Source organism: Ruegeria sp. E5 (genome assembly GCF_056534105.1).
The window spans coordinates 263397-288419 of sequence record NZ_JBQFPA010000002.1; the positions used below are offsets into that span (position 1 = coordinate 263397).

Genomic DNA, 25023 nt, shown 5'->3' on the forward strand with positions numbered 1-25023 from the left:
GAAGGGACGGGATCATGATGCTCATCCCCTGCCCATTCTGTGGCAAGCGCAATGAAAGCGAGTTCGTCTATGGCGGCCCGGTCGGAGCTGCTCGACCCGATACCAACGCCGTCAGCGATGCTGATTGGGTCGAATACCTGACCATAACGCCCAACCCGATGGGGTCTGTGCAAGAGCGGTGGTGGCACGCACGGGGCTGCGGCGAGTGGCTGACAATCTGGCGGGATACCGTGACACATGACATTGAGGAGGTGCCCGATGGCTCAGATTAATCGCCGCGCGGTGGGTGGTCGTGTTGATCGAAGCCGCCCTCTGACGTTCCAGTTCAATGGGAAAACTTACGAAGGGTTCGAAGGGGACACTCTGGCCTCGGCCCTGCTGGCGAACGGGGTGCGAGTAACAGCCCGTAGTTTCAAGTACCACCGCCCACGCGGCATTGTCGGACACGGGCCTGAAGAGCCGGGAACCCTTGTGGAGCTGGAAGGCGAGGACGCCTCGGGCAACCGTCCAGCGACCACGGTTCCATTGCGCGAAGGGCTGAATGCACGCTCGGTCAATTGCTGGCCATCGCCCGAGTTTGATCTGGGCGGGATCAATCAATTGATTGGCCGTTTTATTCCTGCGGGCTTCTACTACAAAACTTTCAAATGGCCTAACTGGCATCTGTTTGAACCATACATCCGCAAGGCGGCGGGGCTGGCAGCAGCGCCTGCGCAACCGCCTTCATTGGGGCATTTCGAAGCGCGCTACGCTCATGCAGATGTCTTGATTGCAGGTGCAGGTCCCGCCGGCCTGCAAGCTGCACTTGAGGCTGGTCTGGCAGGCAAGCGAGTCTTCCTCGCAGACGAGGGAACCGAAGCGGGCGGCAGCCTCCTGAACCGCACCCTGACCATTGGCGGGCGTCCGGCGATGGATTGGGTAGGCGAAGCGGTTGAAGAACTAAGCCAAATGGCAAACGTCACCCATCTTCAGAACGCGACCGTATGGGCCTATCGCGAACACAACCTAGTGATCGTCAATGAACGCGAGCCGGATCAGGCCAGCATTCTAGAACGCAACTGGCGGGTCCGTGTTGCTGAGGTGGTGATTGCCACCGGGGCCACGGAACGGTCGATGGTGTTTGCCAATAATGACAGGCCGGGCGTCATGTTGGCCTCATCCGTGCAGGCCTATGTTAATCGTTGGGGCGTGACACCCGGTCAGAGTGTGGTTCTGTTCACCAACAACAACAGCGCTTACGCAGTGGCCGCCGATCTGGTCGCAGCTGAGGTAACGGTTAACGCGATCCTCGATAGCCGCGACACGGTTCCAAGGGAAGCTCTTGATCTGGTGTCGGGGATAACCGTCCATGCCGGAACAGTAGCCGCCGATATCCGAGGGTACAAAAGCATCCGTGCTGTCAAGGCCGTTCCCAAGTCCGGGGGCGCAGGCACCTGGATCGACTGCGACTTGCTGGCTCATTCCGGCGGTTGGAATCCGACGGTGCACCTGTGGTCTCAGTCCCGCAGCACACTTCGGTTTGATGAAGAACTCGCTGCGTTTTTGCCCGATCAACCGATTCAATCCTGTCGGGCCGTCGGCGCGGCGGCGGGGGATCTCACACTGGATCGGATCATCGATGACGGTTCAGAGCTGCCTTGTTCGATTGAACCGCTATGGCGCGTAAATGTGCCAGGGCAACGTGGAAAGGCATTCCTGGATATTCAGAACGATGTTGCGGTCAGCGATGTGCATCTGGCGCTGCGTGAAGGATATGACAACGTGGAACATGTCAAACGCTACACCACTGGCGGGATGGGCATAGATCAGGGCAAGACGGGCAATATCAACATTATTGGCACCGTTGCTCTGCAAAAGGGCGTTCCATTGCAAGATGTTGGCACGACGACATTCCGCTCTCCCTACACGCCGGTCTCATTCGGTGCGATTGGGGGGTTGCGTGAGGACTCGGTGTTGTTCCCCTACCGGCACACGCCGGTGACCCAATGGAACAAGGATTATGGCGCAGTGATGTATGAGGCTGGTGCCCGATGGCGCCGTCCGGGGTTTTTTCCCAAACCCGGTGAGGGCCTGCAAGAGGCGGTGAACCGGGAATGCCGCGCGGTGCGTGAAGGCGTTGGCGTATACGACGGTTCGCCGCTCGGCACGTTCGAGCTTAAAGGGCGCGATGTTCCGCGCTTTCTGGATTTTCTGTATTCGAACATCATGTCCAGCCTGAAGCCCGGCGATGGTCGCTATGGTCTTATGTTGTCGGATGACGGTCTGATCATAGATGACGGGGTGGCCTTTCGGCTGGATCAGCACCGCTGGATAATCTCGACCTCAACAGGTCACGCGGACGCCGTCAACCAGCACTTGGAAAAGCTGCTTCAGACCGAGTTTCCTGACTGGCAAGTCATGATCACAACTGTGACAAGCCAGTGGAACAACGCCACCATTTGTGGACCCCGCGCGCGCGATGTCATGCTCGCGCTGTGTACGGATATCGATCTGTCGCCCGAGGCATTCCCCTTCATGTCGTTCCGGGACGGTACGGTTGCGGGGTTGCCTGCGCGGGTTGTGCGCGTCAGTTTCACCGGTGAACTATCCTATGAGGTCAACGTTGCCCCACGCCACATGGCCGCCTTGTGGGACAAGGTGATGGAGGCTGGTGCACCCTTTGGTATCCTGCCTGTAGGATCGGAATCCAGCCATGTCTTGCGTGTGGAAAAAGGCTTTCTTTCGCTGGGGCACGAGGTCGACGGTACCGTGGACGCCTATGACCTGGGCATGGGCTGGGCAATGTCGAAGAAAAAGCCCGACTACCTAGGCAAGCGCTCGGTCCACTTGCGCCGTGAAGCGGTAGGGGAACGCCGGGAATTGGTCGGCATCTTGCCCGAAGACCCTGACAAGCAAGTGCCCGAAGGCGCGCCACTAACCCCTGAAGGTCGCAAAGAAGCGACCGAAGGATTGGTTACCGCCTGCGTCTGGAGCGTCGTCAACAATCGCTGGGTTGGCCTGGCGTTGCTGAAGAACGGGCAGGAGCGACACGGGCAAACCGCGCATGTTCGGCTGAAAGACGAGGTGATCCCGGTGACCATCACAAAGCCTGTATTCCATGACCCCGAGGGTCAGCGCCTGAGGTCCTGAGATGAGCTACGACGTCAAGATCGAACGCCAAACCCTGAATGCGCTGTTTGACCTCAAAGGGGATCCCGAGGTCGTTCAAAATTGGGCCGAATTTTCTCTGCCAAGCCGCCCCAACACGAGGGCGATGCAGGAAGCGTTTGAGGTATATCACATTGGACGCAATCACTGGATTGTACGTGCTTCGCTGGAACTGGAAGAGGCACTGGAAGCACAGCTCAAACCAACGGATTGCCCTGCGGACATCAGTATAGTGCGGATATCGGACACCCTTACCTTCTTTAGTGTCGCCGGACCCCAAGCCGCTGAAGTGATGGCTATTGCCTGCCCGCTTGATCTGCATGTCACTGCTTTTGATGAAGACGCAGTAACCTATTCCGAGTTGTTTGGCCTAAAAGCACTTGTGATGCGCTACGAGGCTGGTTTTGAGTTTGCGGTTGAACAGAGTTTTGGCGACATGGTTCAGGATTATCTGACCCGAGCAACTGCCTGACGCAATTCGAAGCAGGGGCGGTTTACGCCTTATGGCTATTCATTATCTCGGCGGTCTATATGCATATCGTCCGGGAACAGGGTTCAGATAAGGACATAGCGGACTTATCGAAAGTCATTGGCTGGCACAAAATCCTTTGTGAAGTGTTGCTTTTAGACGGGACATCGCGCCACAGGTGCAAGGCTTGCAAGTTCCGGTCATTTAGTATACCGCCGCATACAATTAGGATCCTCGGGCGTTCATAACGTCTTTAAGCCCCTGCTAATCGAGCCACATATACCGGAACGAGCCATGAGCCTTTACACCAACTACCTCGACGAAATTGAAGCCCGCAAAGCGCAGGGTCTGCATCCGAAACCGATTGATGACGGCGCGCTTGTCAAAGAGCTTGTTACGCAGATCAAGGACGTCGATCATGCGCATCGTGCGGATTCTCTAAACTATTTCATCTATAATACGCTGCCCGGCACGACCAGCGCCGCTGGCGAGAAGGCACGTTTTTTGAAAGAGATCATTCTGGGCGAAGCGCTGGTTGACGAAATTTCAGTACCCTTTGCCTTTGAACTGTTGTTGCACATGAAAGGCGGTCCTTCGGTTGAGGTTCTTCTTGATCTGGCTTTGGGTGGTGATCCCGAGATCGCAGGGCAGGCGGCTGAAGTGCTGAAAACACAGGTATTCCTATATGAGGCTGATACGGATCGTTTGAAGGAGGCGTTTTCTGCCGGAAATCCGGTCGCACGCGACATTCTTGAAAGCTATGCGCGGGCCGAGTTTTTCACCAAGCTGCCCGATATCGAAGAAGAGATCAAAGTTGTCACGTATATCGCTGCCGAGGGCGATATTTCGACTGACTTGCTGTCTCCGGGCAATCAGGCACACTCGCGCTCGGATCGGGAGCTGCATGGCAAGTGCTTAATCTCGCAGCAAGCGCAAGACGAGATTCAAGAATTACAGCGCCAGCACCCAGATAAACGCGTGATGCTGATTGCTGAGAAAGGGACAATGGGAGTTGGCTCGTCCCGGATGTCGGGTGTCAACAACGTGGCGCTTTGGACCGGCAAGCAGGCCAGCCCATATGTGCCATTCGTAAACATTGCCCCGATCGTGGCCGGCACGAACGGTATCTCTCCGATCTTTCTGACCACCGTTGGTGTGACGGGCGGGATTGGTATCGACCTGAAAAACTGGGTCAAAAAAGTCGATTCCGCGGGGAATCCGATCCTCAACAATGACGACAGCCCTATCCTGGAGCAAAAGTACTCGGTCGAAACGGGGACAGTGCTCACGATCAATACGAAAGACAAAAAGCTTTATGACGCCGATGGCGCCAAAGAGCTTGTTGATATTGCCTCGTCCTTCACTCCGCAAAAGCAGGAGTTCATGAAGGCCGGCGGATCCTACGCCATCGTGTTCGGCAAGAAGTTGCAAACATTTGCAGCACAGACACTGGGAGTCGAGCTGAAGTCGGCATTTGCGCCTTCGAAAGAGATCAGCCGAGATGGACAGGGCCTGACCGCGGTCGAAAAGATCTTTAACCGCAACGCTTTGGGAGTAGTGGAAGGCACGGTCTTGCACGCCGGGTCGGACGTACGGGTCAAGGTCAACATCGTAGGATCGCAGGACACCACTGGCCTGATGACCTCGCAAGAGCTTGAGGCGATGGCGGCGACCGTGATTTCTCCAACCGTCGATGGTGCGTATCAGTCCGGTTGCCACACCGCCTCGGTCTGGGACAAGAAGGCGCAAGCCAACATCCCCAAACTGATGGCGTTTATGAACAATTTCGGCCTGATCACAGGGCGCGATCCCAAGGGTGAATATCACTCGATGACCGACGTGATCCACAAGGTTCTGAACGATATCACCGTGGATGATCGCGCCATCATCATTGGGGGCGACTCGCACACGCGCATGTCCAAAGGTGTGGCTTTCGGGGCGGATTCGGGCACCGTTGCCTTGGCACTGGCCACGGGCGAAGCAACCATGCCCATTCCGGAATCCGTGAAGGTGACGTTCAAAGGCAAAATGGCCGATCACATGGATTTCCGCGACGTGGTCCACGCGACACAGGCGCAGATGCTGAAGGCGTTCGGCGATAACGTGTTCCAAGGGCGTATTATCGAAGTTCATATCGGAACCCTGCTGGCGGATCAGGCTTTTACCTTCACCGACTGGACGGCCGAGATGAAGGCGAAGGCTTCGATCTGTATTTCCGAAGACGAGACCCTGATCGAGTCACTGGAAATCGCCAAAGGTCGGATTCAGATCATGATCGACAAGGGAATGGAGAATGAGGCACGGACCCTGCAAGGCCTGATCGACAAAGCCGACGCACGTATAGCCGAGATCAGATCCGGCGCAGTTCCAGCCCTGAGGCCGGATGAAAATGCCGAGTATTTTGCCGAGCTGGTCGTTGATCTGGACGAGATCAACGAGCCCATGATCGCCGACCCTGATGTGAACAACGCGGATGTCTCCAAGCGTTATACGCACGATACGATCCGGCCTGTTTCCTACTACAAAGGGGAAAAGAAAGTGGATCTGGGATTTGTCGGATCTTGCATGGTCCACAAGGGTGATCTGATCATCGTATCGCAGATGCTTAAGAACCTTGAAAAGAAGGAGGGCAAGATTGAATTCAAAGCCCCTCTGGTCGTCGCGGCGCCAACCTACAACATCGTTGATGAGTTAAAGGAAGAAGGTGAGTGGAGCATTCTTCAGGAATATTCCGGTTTCGAATTCGACGATCTTTTCCCCAAGACATCAGCGCGAACCGAATACGAAAATACGCTGTATCTTGAGCGTCCGGGCTGCAACCTTTGCATGGGTAATCAAGAAAAGGCTGAGAAAGGTGATACTGTTCTGGCGACATCTACCCGCTTGTTCCAAGGGCGTGTTGTCGAGGACTCGGAAGATAAGAAAGGTGAATCCCTTCTGGCTTCCACACCGGTAGTTGTACTGTCTGCCATCCTCGGGCGAACTCCGAAAATCGAGGAATACAAGGCCGCTGTCGAAGGGATCGACCTGACCCGCTTTGCACCTCCGGTCGCCAAGCCCGCAAATTCCAATTCGGCACATTTCTGATTGGAAAAGGCCGGTCGCCGCTCAGGCGCACCGGCCTTATGCTGTCTAATAGAATCCATTCTGAATCGATAAGTCTAGCAATGCTTGTATTGCGGAATGAGATTTAGCCATTTCAGTAGGGTCATGATCCCCAACCGATAGAGACGGTTTCCGCGAGAGCGATGTCTGCGAGAAAGACCTTTGGGCAGCCTTCATAGCGCGTTGCGCCGCGTCTACAGCCCTTGAGCCTGCTGAACATGATTTCAACGCGGTTTTGCCGCTTGCATCTGCGTTTGTCGTATTTGAAGTTGTACTTTGTTGCTTTCGGCCTGGAATGCCAGCGCGTATCCCCTTGTCTTGTGAAGACTCCCTGAACTGGTTTGCATCAGAGCCGCGATCTGCGAGGTGAGTCCAAGCAGAAATCAACGATCTTGACTGACATTGGGGTTGACGCAAAGGGATTCATACTCGCGACGATCCATAGAGCTAAAAATACGGGTTCGCTAGAAACGTTGACAAGCATTGTGGATGGTCTGGAGGCGGTTGCGAAACAAAATCCGGTTGTCTTGCCATTTCATCAACGTACTGCCGCAAGGATAAATGGAATCGGTCGTAAATTCGAATATGTCTAAACGATAAACCCAGTCGGGTACTTGGATATGGTCGCTCTAGAAAGCAATGCGGTGCTGGTTTCTACGGGCTCTGGCGGAATGCAGAAAGAAGCGTATCTCTACGGCGTCCCATGCGTCACTATTAGAACGGAAACAGGGTCGATTGAGCTTGATGAAAGCGGCTGGAATCGTGTCGATTCGCCCATGGAAGGGAATATCGAAGGTGGAACCGTCAGTACGATAGGGACTACCGGAAATCAGGTGGAAATCTATGGTGATGGAACCGCATCACAACAAATCGCACAGATATTGGCCGCGCGAGCTTAAATACCGTCTTAAATACCGTCATAGAGCGCCGCCAACTTCTTGGCTTGCGCGGGCCAGCTGTAGGACTCCCAAAGCTTCATTCTGTTGTCGGCGCTCAACGTAAAGCGTTCAGGATGATCAAGGACATCCCGAATAGCTTCAGCAATGCTCTGGGGGTCGGTTTCATCCATTGCTCGCCCCAAACCGAGCGATTCTGTAAAACGGCGCATGTCGGGAAGATCGGAGACGCAGATCGGCAATCCTGCAAACGCGGCTTCGAACAGCTTATTGGGCATTGCAAACCGATAGCTTAATGACGCATCTTGAATCGGAATGACGGCAACATCTGCGGTACTAATCGCTATGGGTACATCTGGAGCAGCCACTGGTGGAAGCAAGGTAACGCGATCATCCACTCCTAAGTCATGAGCGACACTCATGAACCACTTGTCGTTTCTATGGTTTCGTGGCCCCATCGTAGCTAACTTGACCTCGGGAAGTTGAACCAGAGCCTCAAGGACTTTATCTAGCCCACGATGCGACGTTTGAATGCCGCCAGTAAAAATAATCAAGGGCGACCCGTCAGCAACGTTTGCCTGAGCACGGATTGAAAGCTGATCCAACTCCTGTTTATTACGACTCTCCATGTAATCGACATCTATCTCTGGAGCATTGAGGATAAGTGTCGGACTATCTTTGAAGCGTTTGGCATACAAATCTGCGATGGACGACGATACGGTGATCATATAGTCGACGAAGGGGAGGCAATCGTCTTCTAGGCTTTCGGCGAAGTTCGATCCATTCGACGGGTTCTTTGTAGCGCGCGCGGGCTCATACTCATGGGCGTCATAAACAAGTTTTGCGTTGAACTGCCTGGCAAGTACGACGCCTGCAGGGAGACAATATATATCATGAGCGTGGATGACATCAGGGACCTCATCAAATTTAAGGTGGCAAAGGTTTTCTGCGTAAATCAATGATTCCAACTGATAGAGTTTAAAGAAGTTTTCTCTGACTTTTCGGGCCATCAACATAAATGACTTGAGGTTTTTCGGGCCTTTTCCAAATCCAAGTCCAAGCCGTGTTTTCCAAAGCAGCCGCTTGTGTACGAGTTTTCTAGCACGCCTTTCATCACCGCCGAAGTTTTTGTAGTACATAGGGTCAAGCTTTTGGACGTCTTCGTCCGTCAGAAAAGTCTTCAACCAGGTTTTCAAAGAATTCAGCTGAATAGCGGATTCGACATACGGTACGACACGTTGCTCGACTTGAGCGGACGTGCGCTCCATAAACGAGAAACGTTCAAGCAATTTTTCAGTGATGTTCTCACAAGACTGCCAGTTGAATCGAGTGATCCGAATGCCATCGATGCTGTCTTCTTGCGGCAAGCCCCCTGGCCAGTCGCAGAAGATTTGTACGTTATGGCCCGCTGCTTGAAGCGCGCGCGCTTCTTTAAGAACGCGCGCATCCGCCGTTATCTCGTGGTAGGTAAGACAGAAAACGGTTTTTTGAGATTTGGGGCGGGTGTCTGACATCGGTCGAAGATCAATCTAGCTCTGACAATTCCGAACCGCTCTAACAGAGGTTGATGGGGGTTTCCAGCGTGATTGGCGATGCTTGAAATGCCTGCGTCTATTGACTTCCCAAAGAAATTCTTGGAAGCGCTGTAGCACAATTTGAGCACTTGGGACGCACCGAATGAGCAACTTCGCACTAATAGGAACCGCAGGATACATCGCGCCGCGCCACATGAAGGCGATAACGGATACCGGAAACACGTTGTTGGCTGCTCTGGACACAAGCGACTCCGTTGGGATTATCGATAGCCACTTCCCCGATGCACATTTTTTCACAGAGTTTGAGCGTTTTGATCGCTATGTTGACATGTTACGTCGCAGCGAAGCGGGCAAAATTGATTATGTCTCGATCTGCTCGCCGAATTACCTCCACGACAGCCACATGCGGTTTGCATTGCGTTCTGGCGCCGATGCGATCTGTGAGAAGCCGCTGGTGTTGAACCCAGAGGATATCGATGGCCTGGAAGCGATTGAGCAAGCGACTGGACAGACCGTAAACACGATCCTGCAGTTGCGCGTACATCCCTCGATCATTGCTCTGAGGGACAAGATTCGAAACAGCCCCAAGGATACCAAGTACGAGGTCGATCTGACTTACATCACGTCCCGTGGACGTTGGTATCTGGAGAGCTGGAAGGGGGATGTCCGCAAATCTGGCGGTATTGCCACCAACATCGGCGTGCATTTCTTTGACATGCTGCACTTCCTCTTCGGAGATCTTCAGGCGAACCATGTGCATCTCAATGCCCCGACCAAGGCCGCGGGCTATCTTGAGTTTGAACACGCCCGGTGCCGTTGGTTCTTGTCGCTGGACGTAAATGACGTTCCGGCAGAGGCGCGAGAAACCGGAGCCAGAACCTATCGCTCCATCACTATTGATGGGGAAGAGATCGAATTCTCGGGCGGATTTGCCGACTTGCACACGCGAAGCTACGAAGAGATTCTGAACGGGAACGGGTTTGGATTGAATGAAAACCGGCCTGCAATTGCGATGGTCAGCCATATCCGCAATGCCTCGATCGAAGCAAGCAAAGGTGAGCAGCATCCGAAGCTGATGAGCAGCAAGGTACTCTGATCAAACGGATCGTCTGCATGTTATCCCACCACCCATGACGTTGTGGGCACTGGGCAATACAGGGAAACGGTCCGCCCAGTTATTAGTACTGCGGTAATTCGTGCCAAACAGACCCGTTGTATTAAGTCTTTGCCGACGAATAAACATGGTCGAGCGGTGCCGGATTATGTATGGGAAACTGCAGAGGTACAGCTTGCAGAAATTCCTCAAGAACCAATAGGGCGTTTTAGCGATGCAATTTATTGACCTGGCGGAACAACAGAAACGTATCAAGGATCAGCTTGATGCCGGCATTGCCAATGTGTTGGCGCATGGGAAGTACATTCTTGGCCCAGAAGTGGCTGAACTAGAGGCACGGCTGACTGCCTTTACGGGTGCCAAACATTGCATCACTTGCGCCAATGGAACGGATGCATTGCAAATTGCCTTGATGGCGCTTGAGGTCGGGCCGGGGGATGAGGTCATCACGCCCGGATTTTCATATATCGCCACGGCTGAAGCCGTCAGATTGCTGGGCGCAAAGCCGGTTTATGTCGATATTGACCAGACTAGTTATAACATTGATCCCAACAAGCTTGACGCTGCGATCACACCCCGGACAAAGGCAATTATACCGGTGTCGCTGTATGGCCAACCTGCTGATTTCGAACGAATTAACGAGGTAGCTGTGGCAAACGGCTTACCTGTCATCGAGGATGCTGCTCAGAGCTTTGGCGGATCGTTGCGTGGCAAACGGTCAGGAAACCTGTCAACGATTTCCTGCACCAGCTTTTTCCCATCGAAACCCCTTGGCTGCTACGGCGATGGTGGTGCGATCTTCACCTCGGACGATGATCTGAGCGTCATTCTTCGCCAGATTGCCCGGCACGGGCAGGACCGGCGTTATCACCATATCAGGGTTGGCGTTAACAGCCGTCTGGACACGTTGCAGGCTGCGATCCTGCTGTGCAAGCTGGATGTTTTCGAGGATGAACTGGTCCTGCGAGACACCGTCGCGGACCGTTACAAAGTGCTACTGAAGGAAACCAATATCGCCGCTCCGACGCTGATGGAGGGGGCGACCAGCGCCTGGGCGCAGTACACGATACGCGTGGACAATCGTGAGGATGTGCAAGCTAAGCTCAAAGACGCCGGGGTTCCGACCGCCGTGCATTATCCACTGCCGTTGAACAAGCAACCAGCTGTTTCTGACCCAAATGCCGACTTGCCTGTTGGCGATCAGGCCGCCGCAACAGTGATTAGCCTGCCGATGCACCCGTATCTGCAGGAGAATTCGCAAGAGCAGATAATCGCGGCACTGAAAAAAGCGATCTGATCGCGCTGACGGTTTAATCGGTGCTGTGGCCGGCGAATTCAGGTTTAGGCAGGTTCGCAGGTTCTATTTACCGTAATATGCGCGATACCAGTCCACGAAGGCCTGAATGCCGTCCCTGATTTCGGTTTTTGGGCGATAACCGGTCAGGCGGTGCAGCAGATCGGCATTGGCCCAAGTTGCAGGCACATCGCCCAACTGCATCTCCATATAGTTTCGGATAGCGGGTTTGCCGAGGCTTTCTTCAATGGCGTCGATGAAATCCAACAAACGCACTTTGTCCGAATTTCCAATGTTCACTATGCGATAGGGAGCGACCGGGCTCAGGCTGTCACCTTCGGCGATGTCTTCGGGGGCTTTGGGGCGAACAGGCACAACGTCGATCAGCAGAGAAATTGCGCGCACCAGGTCATCCACATAGGTGAAATCACGATACATGTCGCCGTGGTTGTAGATGTCTATCGGGCGGTCGTTGAGGATCGCGTCCGTGAATTTGAAGAACGCAAGGTCCGGGCGCCCCCAAGGACCGTAGACTGTGAAGAAGCGGAACATTGTTGTCGGAATATTCCAAAGATGGGCATAGGAGTGTCCCATCGCTTCATTTGCCTTTTTGGTGGCTGCGTACATAGTGAGTTGATGATCTGCTTTTTCGCACTCATCGAAGGGCATGTCAGGATTTGCCCCGTAGATCGACGAAGTCGAAGCCATCAGCAGATGCCGCACTTTGTGCCGCCGCGCAGCTTCCATAACGTTGAACGTCCCGACAACATTGCTTTCGACATAGGCGCGCGGGTTCTCCAGGCTATATCGGACGCCAGCTTGCGCCGCGAGGTGGATGATCACGTCCGGTTCAAAAGCATCAGCGATCTGGTCGAACTTGGCGGTATCTTCCAGCATCCCTTCATCGCAAGAAAAATTTGGGTTCTCCAGCAACAGCGCATGTCGGCTCTGTTTGAGGCGGACATCGTAATAATCAGTCATCCCGTCAAAGCCATGAACCCGGCAACCGTTCTCAAGCAAAAGTTTGGCAAGATGGAACCCGATAAATCCGGCAGTACCTGTGATCAGAACCTTTTGCATGAGGTATTTCCTTGTTTCGGGGCATCGCGCGTGCGTTCGAAGGCACATATGACGCCAAGAGCCGAAGGGCTCAAGCGGTCATTTCATGGCTGAGTGAGCATGAATCTCTAGTGGTGTGCATTGCAATCTTCAACAAGTCTTCAACCGGGCCAAGGAAGCGAGTAGGTTTTGACATTCGTAAAGAACCTCATTGCCTCGATGACCCCTTCTTTGACACCATTGCCCGAATCCTTGATGCCGCCAAAGGGGGACATTTCGATACGGTATCCGGGTTGTTCCCAGATATTGCAGGTGCCCACGCTCAGCCCATTGATATAGGCAATTGCGCGGTTCAGGTCATTGGTACATACCCCCGACGACAGGCCGTACACAGTAGAGTTCGAGATGCGCATGACCTCGTCATCGTCGTCGGGCACGCGAATGATGGGAATAATGGGGCCGAAAGTTTCCTCCATCACTAACGCAGAGTCGTGGGGAACGTCGTCGACCACGATCGGCGGCAGCAGCGCGCCCTGACGTCCGGGGTGGTAAAGGACTTCTGCTCCCGCTTTCTGGGCCAAGTGAACACGATCTTCGAAAAGCTTGGCCGCTTCCTCGTGGATCACGCAACCCAGCTCGGTCTCAGGATCCTGCGGATCTCCGAACCTGATCTTTTTGGCCTTCTCCAGCACCAAAGGCACAAAGGTGTCCGCGACACTCTCTTGCACCAGTATTCGCTTGATCGCAGTGCAGCGTTGTCCCGAATTGCCGGTGGCCCCGGCTACGGCGATCGTTGCGGCCCTGTCTAGATCGGCATCGTTGAGGTCATTCAGAACAATCAGTGGATCATTACCGCCCAACTCCAGCGCCTGACGTTTGTAAACCGCCTTCTCTGCGATCATCTTGCCCACGGTAACACTACCGGTGAAGGTTATGATGTCGATGTTCTCATTGACGATCATCTCATCCCCAATGTCCTGTGGCCAGCCAGTGACCACCTGAAACATCTCAGGCGGCAGGCCTGCCTCATAAAGGATATCGGCCAGCGTCAGGCAGGTCAGAGGCGTCAACTCGGTCGGTTTGCAGACCATGCAGTTATTGGTGGCGATCGACGGAGCAACCTTGTGGCTGACCATGTTGAGTGGATGGTTGAATGGAGTGATCGCGCTGATTGCGGTCACAGGCTCGCGCATCGTGAAAATCTTGCGGGCTTTACCATTTTGGGTCAGATCGCACGCAAAGATTTCGCCATCATCCTTCAGTGCCTCGGCCGCCGCAAATTGAAAGACATCCTGCGCGCGCTTGGTCTCGTAGATCGCGTGTTGATGGCAGATGCCAAGCTCAAGCACCAGCCATTTGGTGAGGTAATCGCGACGTTCACCAATCAGCTCTCCAGCCCTTTGCAGGATTTGGCTGCGTTCATAGCGGGTCAGTTCGGGCTTGTAGTTGGCCGCAATTTCGAAGGCGCGGCGCGCGTGTTCAGCCTGCCCTGCGGGCACATGGCCCACGACCTCATTGGTATAGGGGTAGTGAACCGGGATGGTCTCAGCGGTAATGATGATCTCGCCACCAATTCGCATCCCTTCATTACGGATTTCGGTGACTGCCATGGCAAGAACCATCCAATGAAATCGGACCGCGTACCGGTCTATTACTCTGAAAACACATCAAACGCCTTCAACGCCTTGGCGCTGTAGGCGTAAGACGGGCCGCCGCCCATATAGGTGGCCATTGCCAGCGCTTCGCACAGCTCTTCGCGGGTCGCACCCAGCCGCACCAATGAGCGGACATGGAAGCCGATGCAGCTGTCGCAGCGCGTCGCGATGGCAATCCCCAACGCCATGAATTCCTTTGTCTTTTCACTCAGCGCACCATCTGTTTTGGCCGCCTTACCCATGATGCCAAAACCACGGACGGTTTCGGGCACTTCTTTCGAGAATGCACCAATATTGGCCTCGGTCTCGACCATGAAGTCTTTCCAGTCCATCTTATGCTCCTTATCCGCGCTCATCTGCGCCCATCCGGCGCTCGAGCCAACGCACACCGGCGCTGATGATCAGTACCAGCACCAGATACTCGAAGATCAACAAGGTATAGATCTCAAGCGGGCGGTATTCCGTCACTACCAGCTCATTCGCACGGCGTGTCAGTTCTTGCATGCCGATGACGCTGGCGAATGCGCTCATCTTCACGATGTAGATGAACTGGTTGGCCAGCGGCGGCAGAATGCGCCGGATCGCTTGCGGCAGGATCACATAGCGCATGGTCTGAAAATAGTTCAGGCCAATCGTCTGCGCCGCCTCGCTTTGCCCTTTTGCGATAGATTGTATACCGGCACGGTAGATCTCGGCGGTAAAGGCGCTGTCCGATATCGCAAGGGTGATAATTGCGCCCCAGAAGGGATCGATTGGGATGTCCATACCCATCGACTGAAAGACAATCGGCAACCCGTAGAATACCCAAAACAGCATAGGCAACAGAGGGATCGAGCGGACAAATTCGACATATACCCGGTTTACCAGCCGCCAGCCGCGCTTTTCCGACAGACCCGGCAGGGCGACCAGCAATCCAATGACAATCGACAAAATCGCCGCAATCAGCGAAATCTGAATGGTCGCACCCATGCCCGAAATCAGGAATTTTACATTGGTCCAGCCTGAAGCCGTGGTTGGGTCAATGACGTACCAACCCCAGGTCTGTGAGGACGAACAGCCCGTGATCAGCAAGAAAAGGGGAAGGAAGAGAAGTGTTTTTTTCATCGGACCCAACTCAATGCTGCAGAATTTGGCTCAGGAATTTCTGACACCGCTCAGACTTTGGATTGGTGAAGAAATGCTCGGGCTTACCTTGTTCGACAATCTCGCCTGCATCCATGAACACCATGTTGTCGGCCACTTTTCGGGCAAATCCCATCTCATGGGTTACCACAACCATGGTCATGCCTTCCTCGGCAAGTTCGACCATCACGTCGAGCACCTCGGAGATCATCTCAGGGTCGAGCGCCGAGGTGGGTTCGTCGAACAAAAGGACCCGGGGCTCCATGCAAAGCGAACGGGCAATTGCCACTCGCTGCTGCTGTCCACCTGAAAGCTGTATCGGGCGCTTGTCGGCCTGATCGGGTATATGAACACGCTCAAGGTAGTGGCGCGCTTTGTCTTCGGCTTCTTTTCGGCTCAACCCGCGGGCCTTGATCGGACCAAGGGTCAGGTTTTCCAGCACTGTTAGATGCGGGAACAGATTGAATTGCTGGAACACCATGCCAACTTCTGACCGGATGGTGGCTGCAGATTTGGCATCATCGTTCAGTTCGACCCCATCGATGCGGATGGTGCCCTTTTGATGTTTCTCAAGCTGATTGATGCATCTTACGACCGTTGATTTACCCGATCCGGATGGGCCGCAGATCACAACCTTTTCACCACTGTTTACTGTCAGGTTGATGTTCTTGAGCACGTGAAATGTGCCAAACCACTTGTCTACGTCGACAAGCTCGATCGCTGCGTTTGGCATCTGCTGGCCCACTTGTGATTACTATGAGTTAATTAGTTGCTTGAGGTTATCTTTTTCTTTACGCTTAAATCAAGAAGCAATGTCGTGATAAAAGACTAACGCCACCAACGGGAGAACCACATGAAACGTTTTGTTAAAGTCGCGGCTGCGGCTGCGCTCGGTCTTGTGATCAGCGGCGCTGCGCAAGCACAGTCGGCTCTGAATGAAATTTTGGATGACGGCGTGCTGAAAGTGGGGACAACCGGTGACTGGAATCCGATGTCACTGCGCGACCCGGCGACTAACAGCTATAAAGGCTATGATATCGACATCATGAACGCGCTGGCCGCTGATCTGGGTGTTGAGGTCGAATATGTGCCCACCGACTGGAAAACATTGGTCAATGGTGTGGTAGCGGGGAAGTACCACATCACCGGTTCGGCTTCTATCTCACCTCCGCGCATGAAAGTTGCAGGGTTTTCCGACAGTTACATCGCGGTTGAGTTGTTTCCCTACACAACCAAGGAAAAGGCCGACAAATTTGATGGCTACGACTCGATCAACAAGCCGGACGTGAAGGTTGCTACTACCCTGGGCACCACCTTTGAAAAGCGCGTGCGCGAATGGTTCCCCGATGCGGATATCAAAGTGGTCGAAGCTCCTGCACGTGGTTTTCAGGAGGTCTTGGCCGGTCGTGCAGATGTGTTCATAACCTCGAATATCGAGGGATCGACCCTTGAAGCAAAGTTCCCGGTCGTCCGCGTCAAGAATGCCGGGCCGCGTTCTCCTTCTCCCATCGCGATGCTATTGCCGCAAAGTGATCAGGTCTGGATCAACTATGTGAACAACTGGATTGAAGTGAAAAAAGCCCAAGGCTTCTTTGACGAAAACCGGGAACGCTGGGGTCTCTGATCAGAGGCCCTAGTAACTGGAGCGCCTGCGAGAGTCTTCAAAGTCATGAAACTTGAGCACATGACATGGTACGAGGTTGACACTCGTATCAATGCCGGTACGGCCGTGTTGTTGCCGGTTGGATCGACCGAGCAGCACGGCCCGATGGGTCGCATTGGCACCGACACGATTTGCGCCGAGGCTGTCGCGCTCGCTGCTGCCAGGCAATGCGAGGGTATCGTCGCTCCGGCGCTGGCCTACACGCCAGCGCCTTTTAACACGGGATTTCCCGGAACGGTGTCTATTTCAGCCGAAACCTTTCGCACCATCGCAGATGAGGTGATCCGGGGGCTCTTGGAGCAAGGATTCGTTGGAGTGTTCATAGTGAATGGGCACGGGGCCAATTTGGCGCCTCTTCGGCAGATCGAAAGCGAAATTGCCGGTGGTCAATTGCTGATCCGTAGCTGGTGGGAGCCGAACGCAGTGAATGTTCTGCGACAGCAGCTCTATGGAGATTGGGAAGGGATGCACGCCACCCCCTCGGAGATTGCCATAACCCAGTCTTTGCTTGGACCATTGCCTGCCAATCAGGCCGCTGAGCCGCCCCAGAAACTCAGCGCCGAATACATCCGGGATCACGCAGGTGATCGCCATGGTCCACCCGACGAGCATCGCGCGGACTTCCCGGATGGCCGCGTTGGATCGCATTCAGCTTTGGCCAATCCTCAGGATGGCGAGCGTCTGCTGGCGATAGCAGCTGCGGCTATCGCTGCCGAGTTCCGGGCATTCGAACAAGGCCTCTAGTCACGGAGCGCCTGCGACGGGTGTCGCAGCCCTATTCTGCTTCGACCCCAAGCCCGTCAGTCGACAGGTCATCGAGTTTCGGCATCAACCGCAACAGTTCTTGCGCGTATTCGGTTTTCGGACTGGCAAACAGATCGCTGGTGTCCTGAACCTCGACGATTTGTCCCTGTTTCATGACCGCAACTCGGTCACACATCTGGCGCACCACAGGTAGGTCGTGGCTGATGAACAGCATGGTCAGGCCCAGATGCTCTTGCAGGTCTTTCAGGATGTTCAAAATCTGCGCCTGGATTGAAACGTCGAGCGCGCTTGTGGGCTCATCGCAGATCAGGAACCGGGGTTGTGTCGCCAATGCGCGGGCAATCGAAATACGCTGGCGCTGACCGCCCGAGAACTCATGCGGATATTTCAGCCCGGCCTCTGACCCCAAACCCACTTGATCCAGCAATTCGTCCACGCGGCGCTTGACGTCGGCACCTTCCATCAGGCGGTGATGGCGGATCGGCTCCGCCACTATTTCATCCACCCGCATACGCGGATTGAGAGACGAGTAGGGGTCCTGAAAGATCATTTGGATGTTCTTGCGGTATTCGTCTTGCACCGCACGATTGCTTAGATCGCTAACCAGTTGCCCGTCAAAGGTGATGGTGCCACCGTCCACGGGATAAAGCCCTGCGATCATACGCGCGACGGTGGACTTGCCCGATCCGGACTCACCGACAACCCCAAAGACTTCGCCCGCGCGAATGTCAAAGCTGACGTTGTCGACAGCGGTGAAGTAGGTACGATCCCAAGGCAGTAATCCACGCTTTTGCAGGAATTTCTTGGTCAGGTCGCGGATTTCAAAGATCGGTTTGCTGGCGTCGTTATTCACCTTGGGCCAGTGGCGTGCCATATCCTCGATCGCGAAACGCGTTTCACGCCCGCCATAGCTGATCTGAGGGAAGCGATGCAGTTTCAGCGTCGGGCGTGGTACGGCGGCGATCAGGGACTTGGTGTATTCGTGTTGCGGCTGGCCCATCACCTGTGCCGTGGTGCCGCTTTCAACCACCTTGCCCGCATACATCACGGTCACGCGGTCAGTTGTATCGGCGATCACGCCCATATCATGGGTGATCAGGATGACACCCACCTGACGCTCTTGTGCCAGTTCCTTGATCAGGTCCAGAATCTGGGCCTGAACCGAAACATCCAAAGCTGTCGTGGGTTCATCGGCGATGATCACATCCGGTTCGGTGCAAAGTGCCAGAGCAATCACCACGCGTTGCCGCATGCCGCCCGAGAACTGGTGCGGGTACTGATCCAGCCGAGTATCCGGGTCTGGGATGCCAACGCGGTCGATCAAATCACGGGCGCGCTTGCTTGCTTCGGCCTCGGATCCACCCAGATGGGCCTGGATCGTCTCGACCAGTTGTTCGCGCACTGTAAATAGCGGGTTCAGCGACGTAAGCGGGTCTTGAAAGATCATCGAGATCTTCTTGCCGCGCAGCCCGCGCATCGCCTCGGCATCGATGCCGCTGATCTTATCGCCGCCCAGCCTAATCTGGCCGCTGGCGATGCGACCTGGGCGTTCCAGAAGGCCCATCACCGCAGCGCCGATGGTGGATTTACCTGCCCCGGATTCGCCCACAAGTCCGTGGATTTCACCGGGTTCGACAGAAAGGCTGGCGTGGTCCACTGCAGTAAACAGCTGGCGGCGGGTCGGGAATTCGACGGTGAGGTCTTGGATGGTCAGAAGGCTCATGAAATCACCGCAGTTTTGGGTTCAGCGCGTCGCGCAGCCAGTCGCCTAACAAGTTGACCGACAGGGCGAGGGCCAGAAGCGTGCAGGCCGGGAAGAACAAAATCCACCATTCGCCCGAGAACAAGAAACCTTGCCCGATCCGGATTAGTGTTCCCAGCGACGGCTGGGTCGGGGGGGCGCCCACACCCAGAAAACTCAATGTGGCCTCAGCAATGATCGCCAGCGCCAGCGAGATGGTCGCAATAACAAGAACAGGGCTGAGGACATTGGGTAGGATGTGACGGAACATGATCGGGAACGATCCACGCCCGATCAGGCGCGCGGCTTGTACATATTCCTTGTTTTTCTCAACCAGAGCAGCACCACGGACGACGCGTGCGAACTGCACCCAGTCCGACAACGCAATCGCGATGATGAGAACATAGATTGCCATCTCATCGCGGTATTCCGGCGGAGTGATCCCTTTGGCGATCCCAAAGATCAGCATTGCGACCAGAATGGCCGGGAACGTCAGCTGCACGTCTGCGATACGCATGATCAGCGTCTCGATCCAACCTCCGAAATACGCAGCGATCAGACCGAGGATCACGCCGATGATCAAGGCAAGAAGCACAGCAGAGGCACCTACGAACAATGAAATGCGCAACCCGTAGAGGATGGTCGAGAACACATCGCGCCCTTGGTCATCCGTGCCTAGCAAAAAGGTCTCTTGCGTGAACGCATTGGGCGTACCTGGCGGTGTGAACCCGTTCATCAGGTTCAGTGTTGCTGGATCGAACGGGTTATATGGCGCGATCAGCGGGGCAAAGATCGCCGCCAGCACCAGAATGACCACGACCAAAGATGCGATCATGGCTACGGGAGAGTGCCGGAACGACCAAGCGAAATCGCTATCCCAGAACTTGGCCGTGCGCGATTTAGGCGCGACTTTCGGGGTTTCCATCGTTTCGGTCATGTGGCCCTCGCGTCGACACGCAGGCGCGGGTCAATGGCATAGTACAGAAGGTCGACAATCAGGTTGATTGTCACGAACATCACCGAGATCAGCATCAGATAGGCAGCCATAACGGGGATATCCACGAACTGGATCGCGTTGATGAACAGCAGTCCCACGCCCGGCCATTGAAACACCGTTTCGGTGATGATGGCAAAAGCGATGATCGACCCCAGCTGCAGGCCCGTGATGGTGATCACCGGCACAAGAGTGTTCTTCAGCGCGTGGTGGAAATTGATCACCCGGTCCGACAGCCCTCGGGCGCGGGCAAAGCGGACATAGTCAGCGCGCAGAACCTCCAGCATCTCGGACCGGACAAGCCGCATGATCAGTGTCATTTGATAGAGGCCCAGCGTGATTGCAGGCAATATCAACGCCTTGAGCCCCGAGGTCGTCAGAAACCCGGTGGACCAACTGCCAATCATAACGGTCTCGCCCCTCCCGAAACTGGGCAGTAGGTCAAGTTCAACCGAGAAAACATAGATCAGCAGGATACCTATGAGGAACGTCGGCAGCGAAACCCCGATCAAGGAAACAGTCATGATCACATTGGCAGCGATCCCTTGTCGTCGGATTGCAGTAAAGACACCGAGGGCAATGCCCATCGTGATCGCAAGAAAGCCGGATACAAAGGCCAATTCCAACGTCGCCGGAGCGCGTTCCACCAGGATGGTCGAGACCGGTCGCCCCTGGCGATAAGACACACCGAAATTGCCCTGAACGGCGCCTTGCAGGAACTTGGCGTATTGCACCACAAAGGGTTGGTCCAACCCAAGCTCGGTCCGTAGGCGGTCAATGTCGGCCTGCGTGCGCTCTTGCCCCAGCATGTTGTCGATCGGGTCGCCGACAAATCGGAACATCGAAAAGGCGACCAACCCCACGACCAACAGCACTATGACGGACTGGAACATCCGTCTGACGATATATGCGAACATATGTTTCCCTCGTAGATCGGTCTCTCTAGGCCGACCTTGACCAGATGGTCAAGAGAGTGCTGTCAACTCAACGCGACGTTGCCGCCGATCAATTCACATTCACCCAACGCAGCAGGAAGAAGTTGTCCGGACGCTGCGTGACCTCTACATTGCTGCGCGTGCCCCAAACCAGCGGCTGGACATACATCGGCACATAAACGTGTTCGTCCTGATAGATTTGAGTAACCTCGTCCAGCATCGCCTGACGCTTGGCCTCATCCAGTTCTGACTGGATCATCGGCAACAGCTCATCGACACGTGCATTCGAGAAGCCGCCGAAGTTCCAGCTACCCAGCTTTTTCTCTTCGTTCGGGGTTGCGACAAGGAACCGGACCGGATGCTCGGCGTCGAACGTACCGGGGCTCCAGCCCAGCAGGTACATGTCGTAATTATCTTCGCGCAGTTCCGGCCAATAGTTCCGCACTGGCATCGCGTCCAGCTCGGCGGTGATCCCGATCTGAGCCAGCATACCAACGACGGCCTGACAGACGGCCTCGTCATTAAGGTAGCGGTCATTGGGGCATTTCAGGCCAAATGAGAAACCATCTGCATATCCGGCCTCGGCCAGCAGCGCCTTTGCCGATTCCACATCAAACGCGGGGCGTCCGGCGTTGGCTTCGGAGAACCCGCTCATGGCTGGGCTGACGAGCTGCGATGCGGGCTCGGCATTTCCGCGCATGATCGTGGCCAGAATGGCGTCGACATTCACCGCTTGCGCAACTGCCTGCCGCACGCGCGCGTCACGGAACGGGTTGGGTTTGCCCGCATCGTCTGTGTATTTCAGCGTGTCAGCCTCGTGGTCGAAGCCCAGCATGATCACACGCGCTTCAATGCCCTGGATGACATCGACTTCTGCGTTCTGCTGCAGCCGTGCGACGTCCTGAATGGGGACCGGGTTGATCATGTCCACATCGCCCGATAGAAGCGCCGCTACGGCCGTGGCAGGATTTTGGATCGGATTAAATTCTGCACGGGTGATGTTGTGTTCAACATCCCCCCACCAGCCTTCATAAGGTTCCAACACGGTCTTAAGACCCGGCTCGCGCTCGGTCACCTTGAACGCGCCGGTGCCGTTGGCGTTGATGGTGGCGTAGTTTCCGGTTTCTTTGTCGGGGACCACGGCGTCGTTGGCCTCAGTCCAGTCTTGATCCATGATCATCCAGTTGGCAATCGATGACGGAAACAGCGGGTTAGGTGCTGTGGTCATGATATCAACGGTGTAGTCATCAACTACAATGACGTCACTGACAGGAGCGAACCAACTGCGCGTGTCCGCCGCCTCACCCGAGGCGCGTTGGTAGCTGAACAGCACATCTTGCGCGTCAAAGCTGCTTCCGTCGTGAAAGGTCACGCCCTGACGCAGATTGAACCGCCATCCTTCGCCGTCGCCGATCGGCTCCCAACTGACAGCCAACGCGGGCTCAACGCTCATATCCTTTCCGCGGCGGACCAGCCCTTCGTAGACGTTGTTCAGGAACCCGAGAACTGGGGCCGAGTTGACCGCGTGAGGGTCCATCGTCTGCGGATCGGTGGTCGAGGCCCACTTAAATTCGGCCGCCTGTGCGGCGCTTGCAAGCAACATGGTCAGGCCGATTGCACTGTTTCTGAGGATCATGGCGAAATCTCCCTGTTAGCGCTGAAACAATCCAGCTTTTTCGCTGCCACGTAAAGCCGTTCCTGCGCCGAGATCACATGTCCGTTACCGACGGCGCAAACAAGAACAGGGCGCGTTTCCGCGCCCTGCATACCATCACAAAGGATAGTTTAGTTCATCTCAAAGTACTTGATCTTCGGTGAATCTTCCGGCTCGACGATGGTGCCCACGCCCGATTTCATGCCCCAGTTCAGCACCTGATGGTGGATCGGGATATAAAGCTGTTCGTCCTGAACAACCTGCCAGATATCACCGATCTGCTGATCACGTGCGGGCAGATCAGTTTCAGAGGCAAGGGCCACGATTTTGGAATCCAGATCCGGGTTGGAGTAGCGTGTGCCATTCCACGAGCCGTACTTTTCGCCCTTCGAATGGACGAGGAAGTTGAAGATGTACTCCGAGTCATAAGTCGGAACACCCCAGCCCAGCATGTAGAAATCTGTTTCTAGGTTGTTGATCAACGGGAAGTGCTGGGCTTTCGGTTTGGCGTCCAAGTTAACTGTGACGCCGATCTGGGCCAGCATTCCAACCGCTGCCTGACAGATCGCCTCATCATTGATGTAGCGGTCATTCGGGCAGTTCAGGGTCAGCGAGAATCCATCAGGATAGCCTGCTTCGGCCATCAACGCCTTGGCCCCTTCGATATCGGTTGACGAGGACGCATCCATATCTGCATCCCAACCATTCACAAACGGAGGTGAGATCATACCAGCAGGAGCAGACTGACCACGCATCACGACCTGTTTGATCGCATCACGATTGATCGCCTTTGACATCGCCTGTCGAACGCGGACATCAGCCAGCGGGTTCTTACCATCCACATTGTCCGAGGTCAGATCAGCATCGCCCATGTTCATGCCAAAGAAAATCACCCGGTTCTGCGGCGCGGTGCGTACGTCCAGACCATCGGTTCCGGCTACACGCTCGAGGTCCTGTACGGGCACGTCCTGAATGAAATCAACCTCACCCGACAGCAGCGCGGCAACACGGGTCGCGGCGTTCTGGATCGGGGTATAGATGATCTCGGTTACCTGCAGCGGGAACTCATCCTTGCCCCAATAGCCGTCATAGGCGGCCAGGACGGTTTTCACGTCGGGCTCGCGGCTGACCAGCTTGTAGGGACCTGTGCCATTGGCGTTCTTGGCCGCAAACGTGTCTTCGCCGCCCTCATAGTCCTGAACCTTGACAGCGTTGTTTGCCTCGGCCCAACCTTTGTCCATCATGAACATGTTAGTCAGGTTGTTGGGCATGATCGGGTTCGGGCCGTCAGTTTCGATCTCGATCGTGAACTTGTCGGGCGCACGCACCTCTTTCACAGACGCCAGCAGTTCTTTGTAATCCGAATCCGGCGTCATCGCGCGGTTCAGCGAAAACACGACATCCTCGCTGTCGAACTCGGCACCGTCGTGGAAGGTAACGCCCTCGCGCAGTTTGAACACCCAGACATTCGGATTTTCTTCCGATGGTGCCCATTCGGTCGCCAGCGATGGAACCAGTGCGCCTGAGTGATCACGCATCACCAGCGTTTCCATGATCTGATGCGCCATGGCCGAGGTCGGGCCTTCGTTTTGCGCATGCGGGTCCAGCGTCAGCGCATCACCTGCACGGGCCCATCGCAGCGTCTCCGCCGAAGCGCCCGCCGCGATCATCGCCGTCGCACTGGCGGCAAGCATCAGAGTTTTGAATGACATAAGTCGTCTCCCCAGTTTTTGTTGTGGCCGCATTTTCATACGGTTGACCGAATTTATCGGCCATCATGGGCCAGCATCATCCAGATCATGGTCCGAGTTGCAACACCCGAATGTTAGTGCCCTGCTTTTCTTTCTGTCTGCCGGGGCTTAGGTGAATGTAGGT

19 protein-coding genes and 2 pseudogenes are annotated in these 25023 nt (G+C 55.1%); 9 read left to right on the forward strand and 12 right to left on the reverse strand.

Annotated features, from left to right (window positions below):
* The first annotated feature begins 14 nt into the window (after positions 1 to 14).
* The 4 genes from ACR0BI_RS09460 (at position 15) to ACR0BI_RS09475 (ending at position 6703) form a co-directional block, all read left to right on the forward strand.
* Positions 15 to 272, forward strand: coding sequence for a sarcosine oxidase subunit delta (locus tag ACR0BI_RS09460; RefSeq protein WP_480562247.1), 258 nt, complete (start codon positions 15 to 17; stop codon positions 270 to 272).
* The gene (locus ACR0BI_RS09465) at positions 259 to 3129 is read left to right on the forward strand and encodes a 2Fe-2S iron-sulfur cluster-binding protein (RefSeq protein WP_480562246.1); all 2871 of its coding nucleotides are present in this window, start codon (positions 259 to 261) and stop codon (positions 3127 to 3129) included. The genes ACR0BI_RS09460 and ACR0BI_RS09465 overlap by 14 nt, the downstream gene beginning before the upstream one ends.
* A 1-nt stretch (position 3130) precedes the next feature.
* On the forward strand, positions 3131 to 3619 hold the full coding sequence (locus ACR0BI_RS09470) for a sarcosine oxidase subunit gamma (protein WP_480562245.1): 489 nt from the start codon (positions 3131 to 3133) through the stop codon (positions 3617 to 3619).
* Between the two features lie 291 nt (positions 3620 to 3910).
* Positions 3911 to 6703 (forward strand): bifunctional aconitate hydratase 2/2-methylisocitrate dehydratase, encoded by a 2793-nt coding sequence (locus tag ACR0BI_RS09475; RefSeq protein ID WP_480562244.1) that lies wholly within the window; start codon positions 3911 to 3913, stop codon positions 6701 to 6703.
* A gap of 121 nt (positions 6704 to 6824) precedes the next feature.
* Here the strand turns inward: ACR0BI_RS09475 and ACR0BI_RS09480 are convergent.
* A pseudogene (locus ACR0BI_RS09480) lies at positions 6825 to 7087 on the reverse strand (transposase); the annotation flags it as partial.
* A 26-nt stretch (positions 7088 to 7113) separates the two neighbouring features.
* Here ACR0BI_RS09480 and ACR0BI_RS09485 point away from each other — a divergent pair.
* Positions 7114 to 7620, forward strand: a pseudogene (locus ACR0BI_RS09485) (UDP-N-acetylglucosamine 2-epimerase).
* A gap of 8 nt (positions 7621 to 7628) precedes the next feature.
* Here ACR0BI_RS09485 and ACR0BI_RS09490 read toward each other — a convergent pair.
* Positions 7629 to 9131, reverse strand: coding sequence for a glycosyltransferase family 4 protein (locus ACR0BI_RS09490; RefSeq protein ID WP_480562243.1), 1503 nt, complete (start codon positions 9129 to 9131; stop codon positions 7629 to 7631).
* A gap of 163 nt (positions 9132 to 9294) precedes the next feature.
* On the opposite strand from ACR0BI_RS09490, the gene ACR0BI_RS09495 reads away from it, so the two are divergent.
* Positions 9295 to 10248, forward strand: a complete 954-nt coding sequence (locus tag ACR0BI_RS09495) for a Gfo/Idh/MocA family protein (RefSeq protein ID WP_170393871.1) — start codon at positions 9295 to 9297, stop codon at positions 10246 to 10248.
* Positions 10249 to 10480: 232 nt separating this feature from the next.
* The gene (locus ACR0BI_RS09500) at positions 10481 to 11563 is read left to right on the forward strand and encodes a DegT/DnrJ/EryC1/StrS family aminotransferase (RefSeq protein WP_480562242.1); all 1083 of its coding nucleotides are present in this window, start codon (positions 10481 to 10483) and stop codon (positions 11561 to 11563) included.
* A 63-nt stretch (positions 11564 to 11626) separates the two neighbouring features.
* Here the strand turns inward: ACR0BI_RS09500 and ACR0BI_RS09505 are convergent, their stop codons facing one another.
* The 5 genes from ACR0BI_RS09505 to ACR0BI_RS09525 all read right to left on the reverse strand — a co-directional run bounded on the left by ACR0BI_RS09505 (position 11627) and on the right by ACR0BI_RS09525 (position 16129).
* On the reverse strand, positions 11627 to 12640 hold the full coding sequence (locus ACR0BI_RS09505; protein WP_170393875.1) for an NAD-dependent epimerase/dehydratase family protein: 1014 nt from the start codon (positions 12638 to 12640) through the stop codon (positions 11627 to 11629).
* Between the two features lie 140 nt (positions 12641 to 12780).
* Complete coding sequence (phnY, locus tag ACR0BI_RS09510) at positions 12781 to 14229, reverse strand: phosphonoacetaldehyde dehydrogenase (RefSeq protein ID WP_170393878.1); 1449 nt, start codon at positions 14227 to 14229, stop codon at positions 12781 to 12783.
* A 41-nt stretch (positions 14230 to 14270) separates the two neighbouring features.
* The gene (locus ACR0BI_RS09515) at positions 14271 to 14606 is read right to left on the reverse strand and encodes a carboxymuconolactone decarboxylase family protein (RefSeq protein WP_170393880.1); all 336 of its coding nucleotides are present in this window, start codon (positions 14604 to 14606) and stop codon (positions 14271 to 14273) included.
* A 10-nt stretch (positions 14607 to 14616) separates the two neighbouring features.
* Positions 14617 to 15378, reverse strand: coding sequence for an amino acid ABC transporter permease (locus ACR0BI_RS09520; RefSeq protein WP_170646909.1), 762 nt, complete (start codon positions 15376 to 15378; stop codon positions 14617 to 14619).
* 10 nt (positions 15379 to 15388) lie between these two features.
* Positions 15389 to 16129 carry an amino acid ABC transporter ATP-binding protein gene (locus ACR0BI_RS09525; RefSeq protein WP_170407352.1) on the reverse strand — a complete coding sequence of 247 codons (741 nt, stop codon included), beginning with the start codon at positions 16127 to 16129 and terminating at the stop codon, positions 15389 to 15391.
* Positions 16130 to 16249: 120 nt separating this feature from the next.
* Here ACR0BI_RS09525 and ACR0BI_RS09530 point away from each other — a divergent pair, with 120 nt between their 5' ends.
* Together ACR0BI_RS09530 and ACR0BI_RS09535 are read left to right on the forward strand one after the other, a co-directional pair.
* The gene (locus ACR0BI_RS09530) at positions 16250 to 17020 is read left to right on the forward strand and encodes a transporter substrate-binding domain-containing protein (RefSeq protein WP_170393886.1); all 771 of its coding nucleotides are present in this window, start codon (positions 16250 to 16252) and stop codon (positions 17018 to 17020) included.
* A 45-nt stretch (positions 17021 to 17065) separates the two neighbouring features.
* The gene (locus tag ACR0BI_RS09535; RefSeq protein WP_480562241.1) at positions 17066 to 17803 is read left to right on the forward strand and encodes a creatininase family protein; all 738 of its coding nucleotides are present in this window, start codon (positions 17066 to 17068) and stop codon (positions 17801 to 17803) included.
* A gap of 31 nt (positions 17804 to 17834) precedes the next feature.
* On the opposite strand, the gene ACR0BI_RS09540 is transcribed toward ACR0BI_RS09535, so the two are convergent.
* From ACR0BI_RS09540 to ACR0BI_RS09560, 5 genes are all read right to left on the reverse strand, one after another.
* Positions 17835 to 19547, reverse strand: coding sequence for an ABC transporter ATP-binding protein (locus ACR0BI_RS09540; RefSeq protein ID WP_480562240.1), 1713 nt, complete (start codon positions 19545 to 19547; stop codon positions 17835 to 17837).
* Positions 19548 to 19551: 4 nt separating this feature from the next.
* Positions 19552 to 20502, reverse strand: a complete 951-nt coding sequence (locus ACR0BI_RS09545; RefSeq protein ID WP_170393891.1) for an ABC transporter permease — start codon at positions 20500 to 20502, stop codon at positions 19552 to 19554.
* A complete protein-coding gene (locus ACR0BI_RS09550) occupies positions 20499 to 21476 on the reverse strand; it encodes an ABC transporter permease (protein WP_480562239.1) in 978 nt (325 codons plus the stop codon). The genes ACR0BI_RS09545 and ACR0BI_RS09550 overlap by 4 nt, the downstream gene beginning before the upstream one ends.
* 88 nt (positions 21477 to 21564) lie before the next feature.
* On the reverse strand, positions 21565 to 23130 hold the full coding sequence (locus ACR0BI_RS09555; RefSeq protein WP_170393895.1) for an ABC transporter substrate-binding protein: 1566 nt from the start codon (positions 23128 to 23130) through the stop codon (positions 21565 to 21567).
* A 149-nt stretch (positions 23131 to 23279) separates the two neighbouring features.
* Complete coding sequence (locus ACR0BI_RS09560; RefSeq protein ID WP_170663475.1) at positions 23280 to 24860, reverse strand: ABC transporter substrate-binding protein; 1581 nt, start codon at positions 24858 to 24860, stop codon at positions 23280 to 23282.
* Positions 24861 to 25023: the final 163 nt, after the last annotated feature.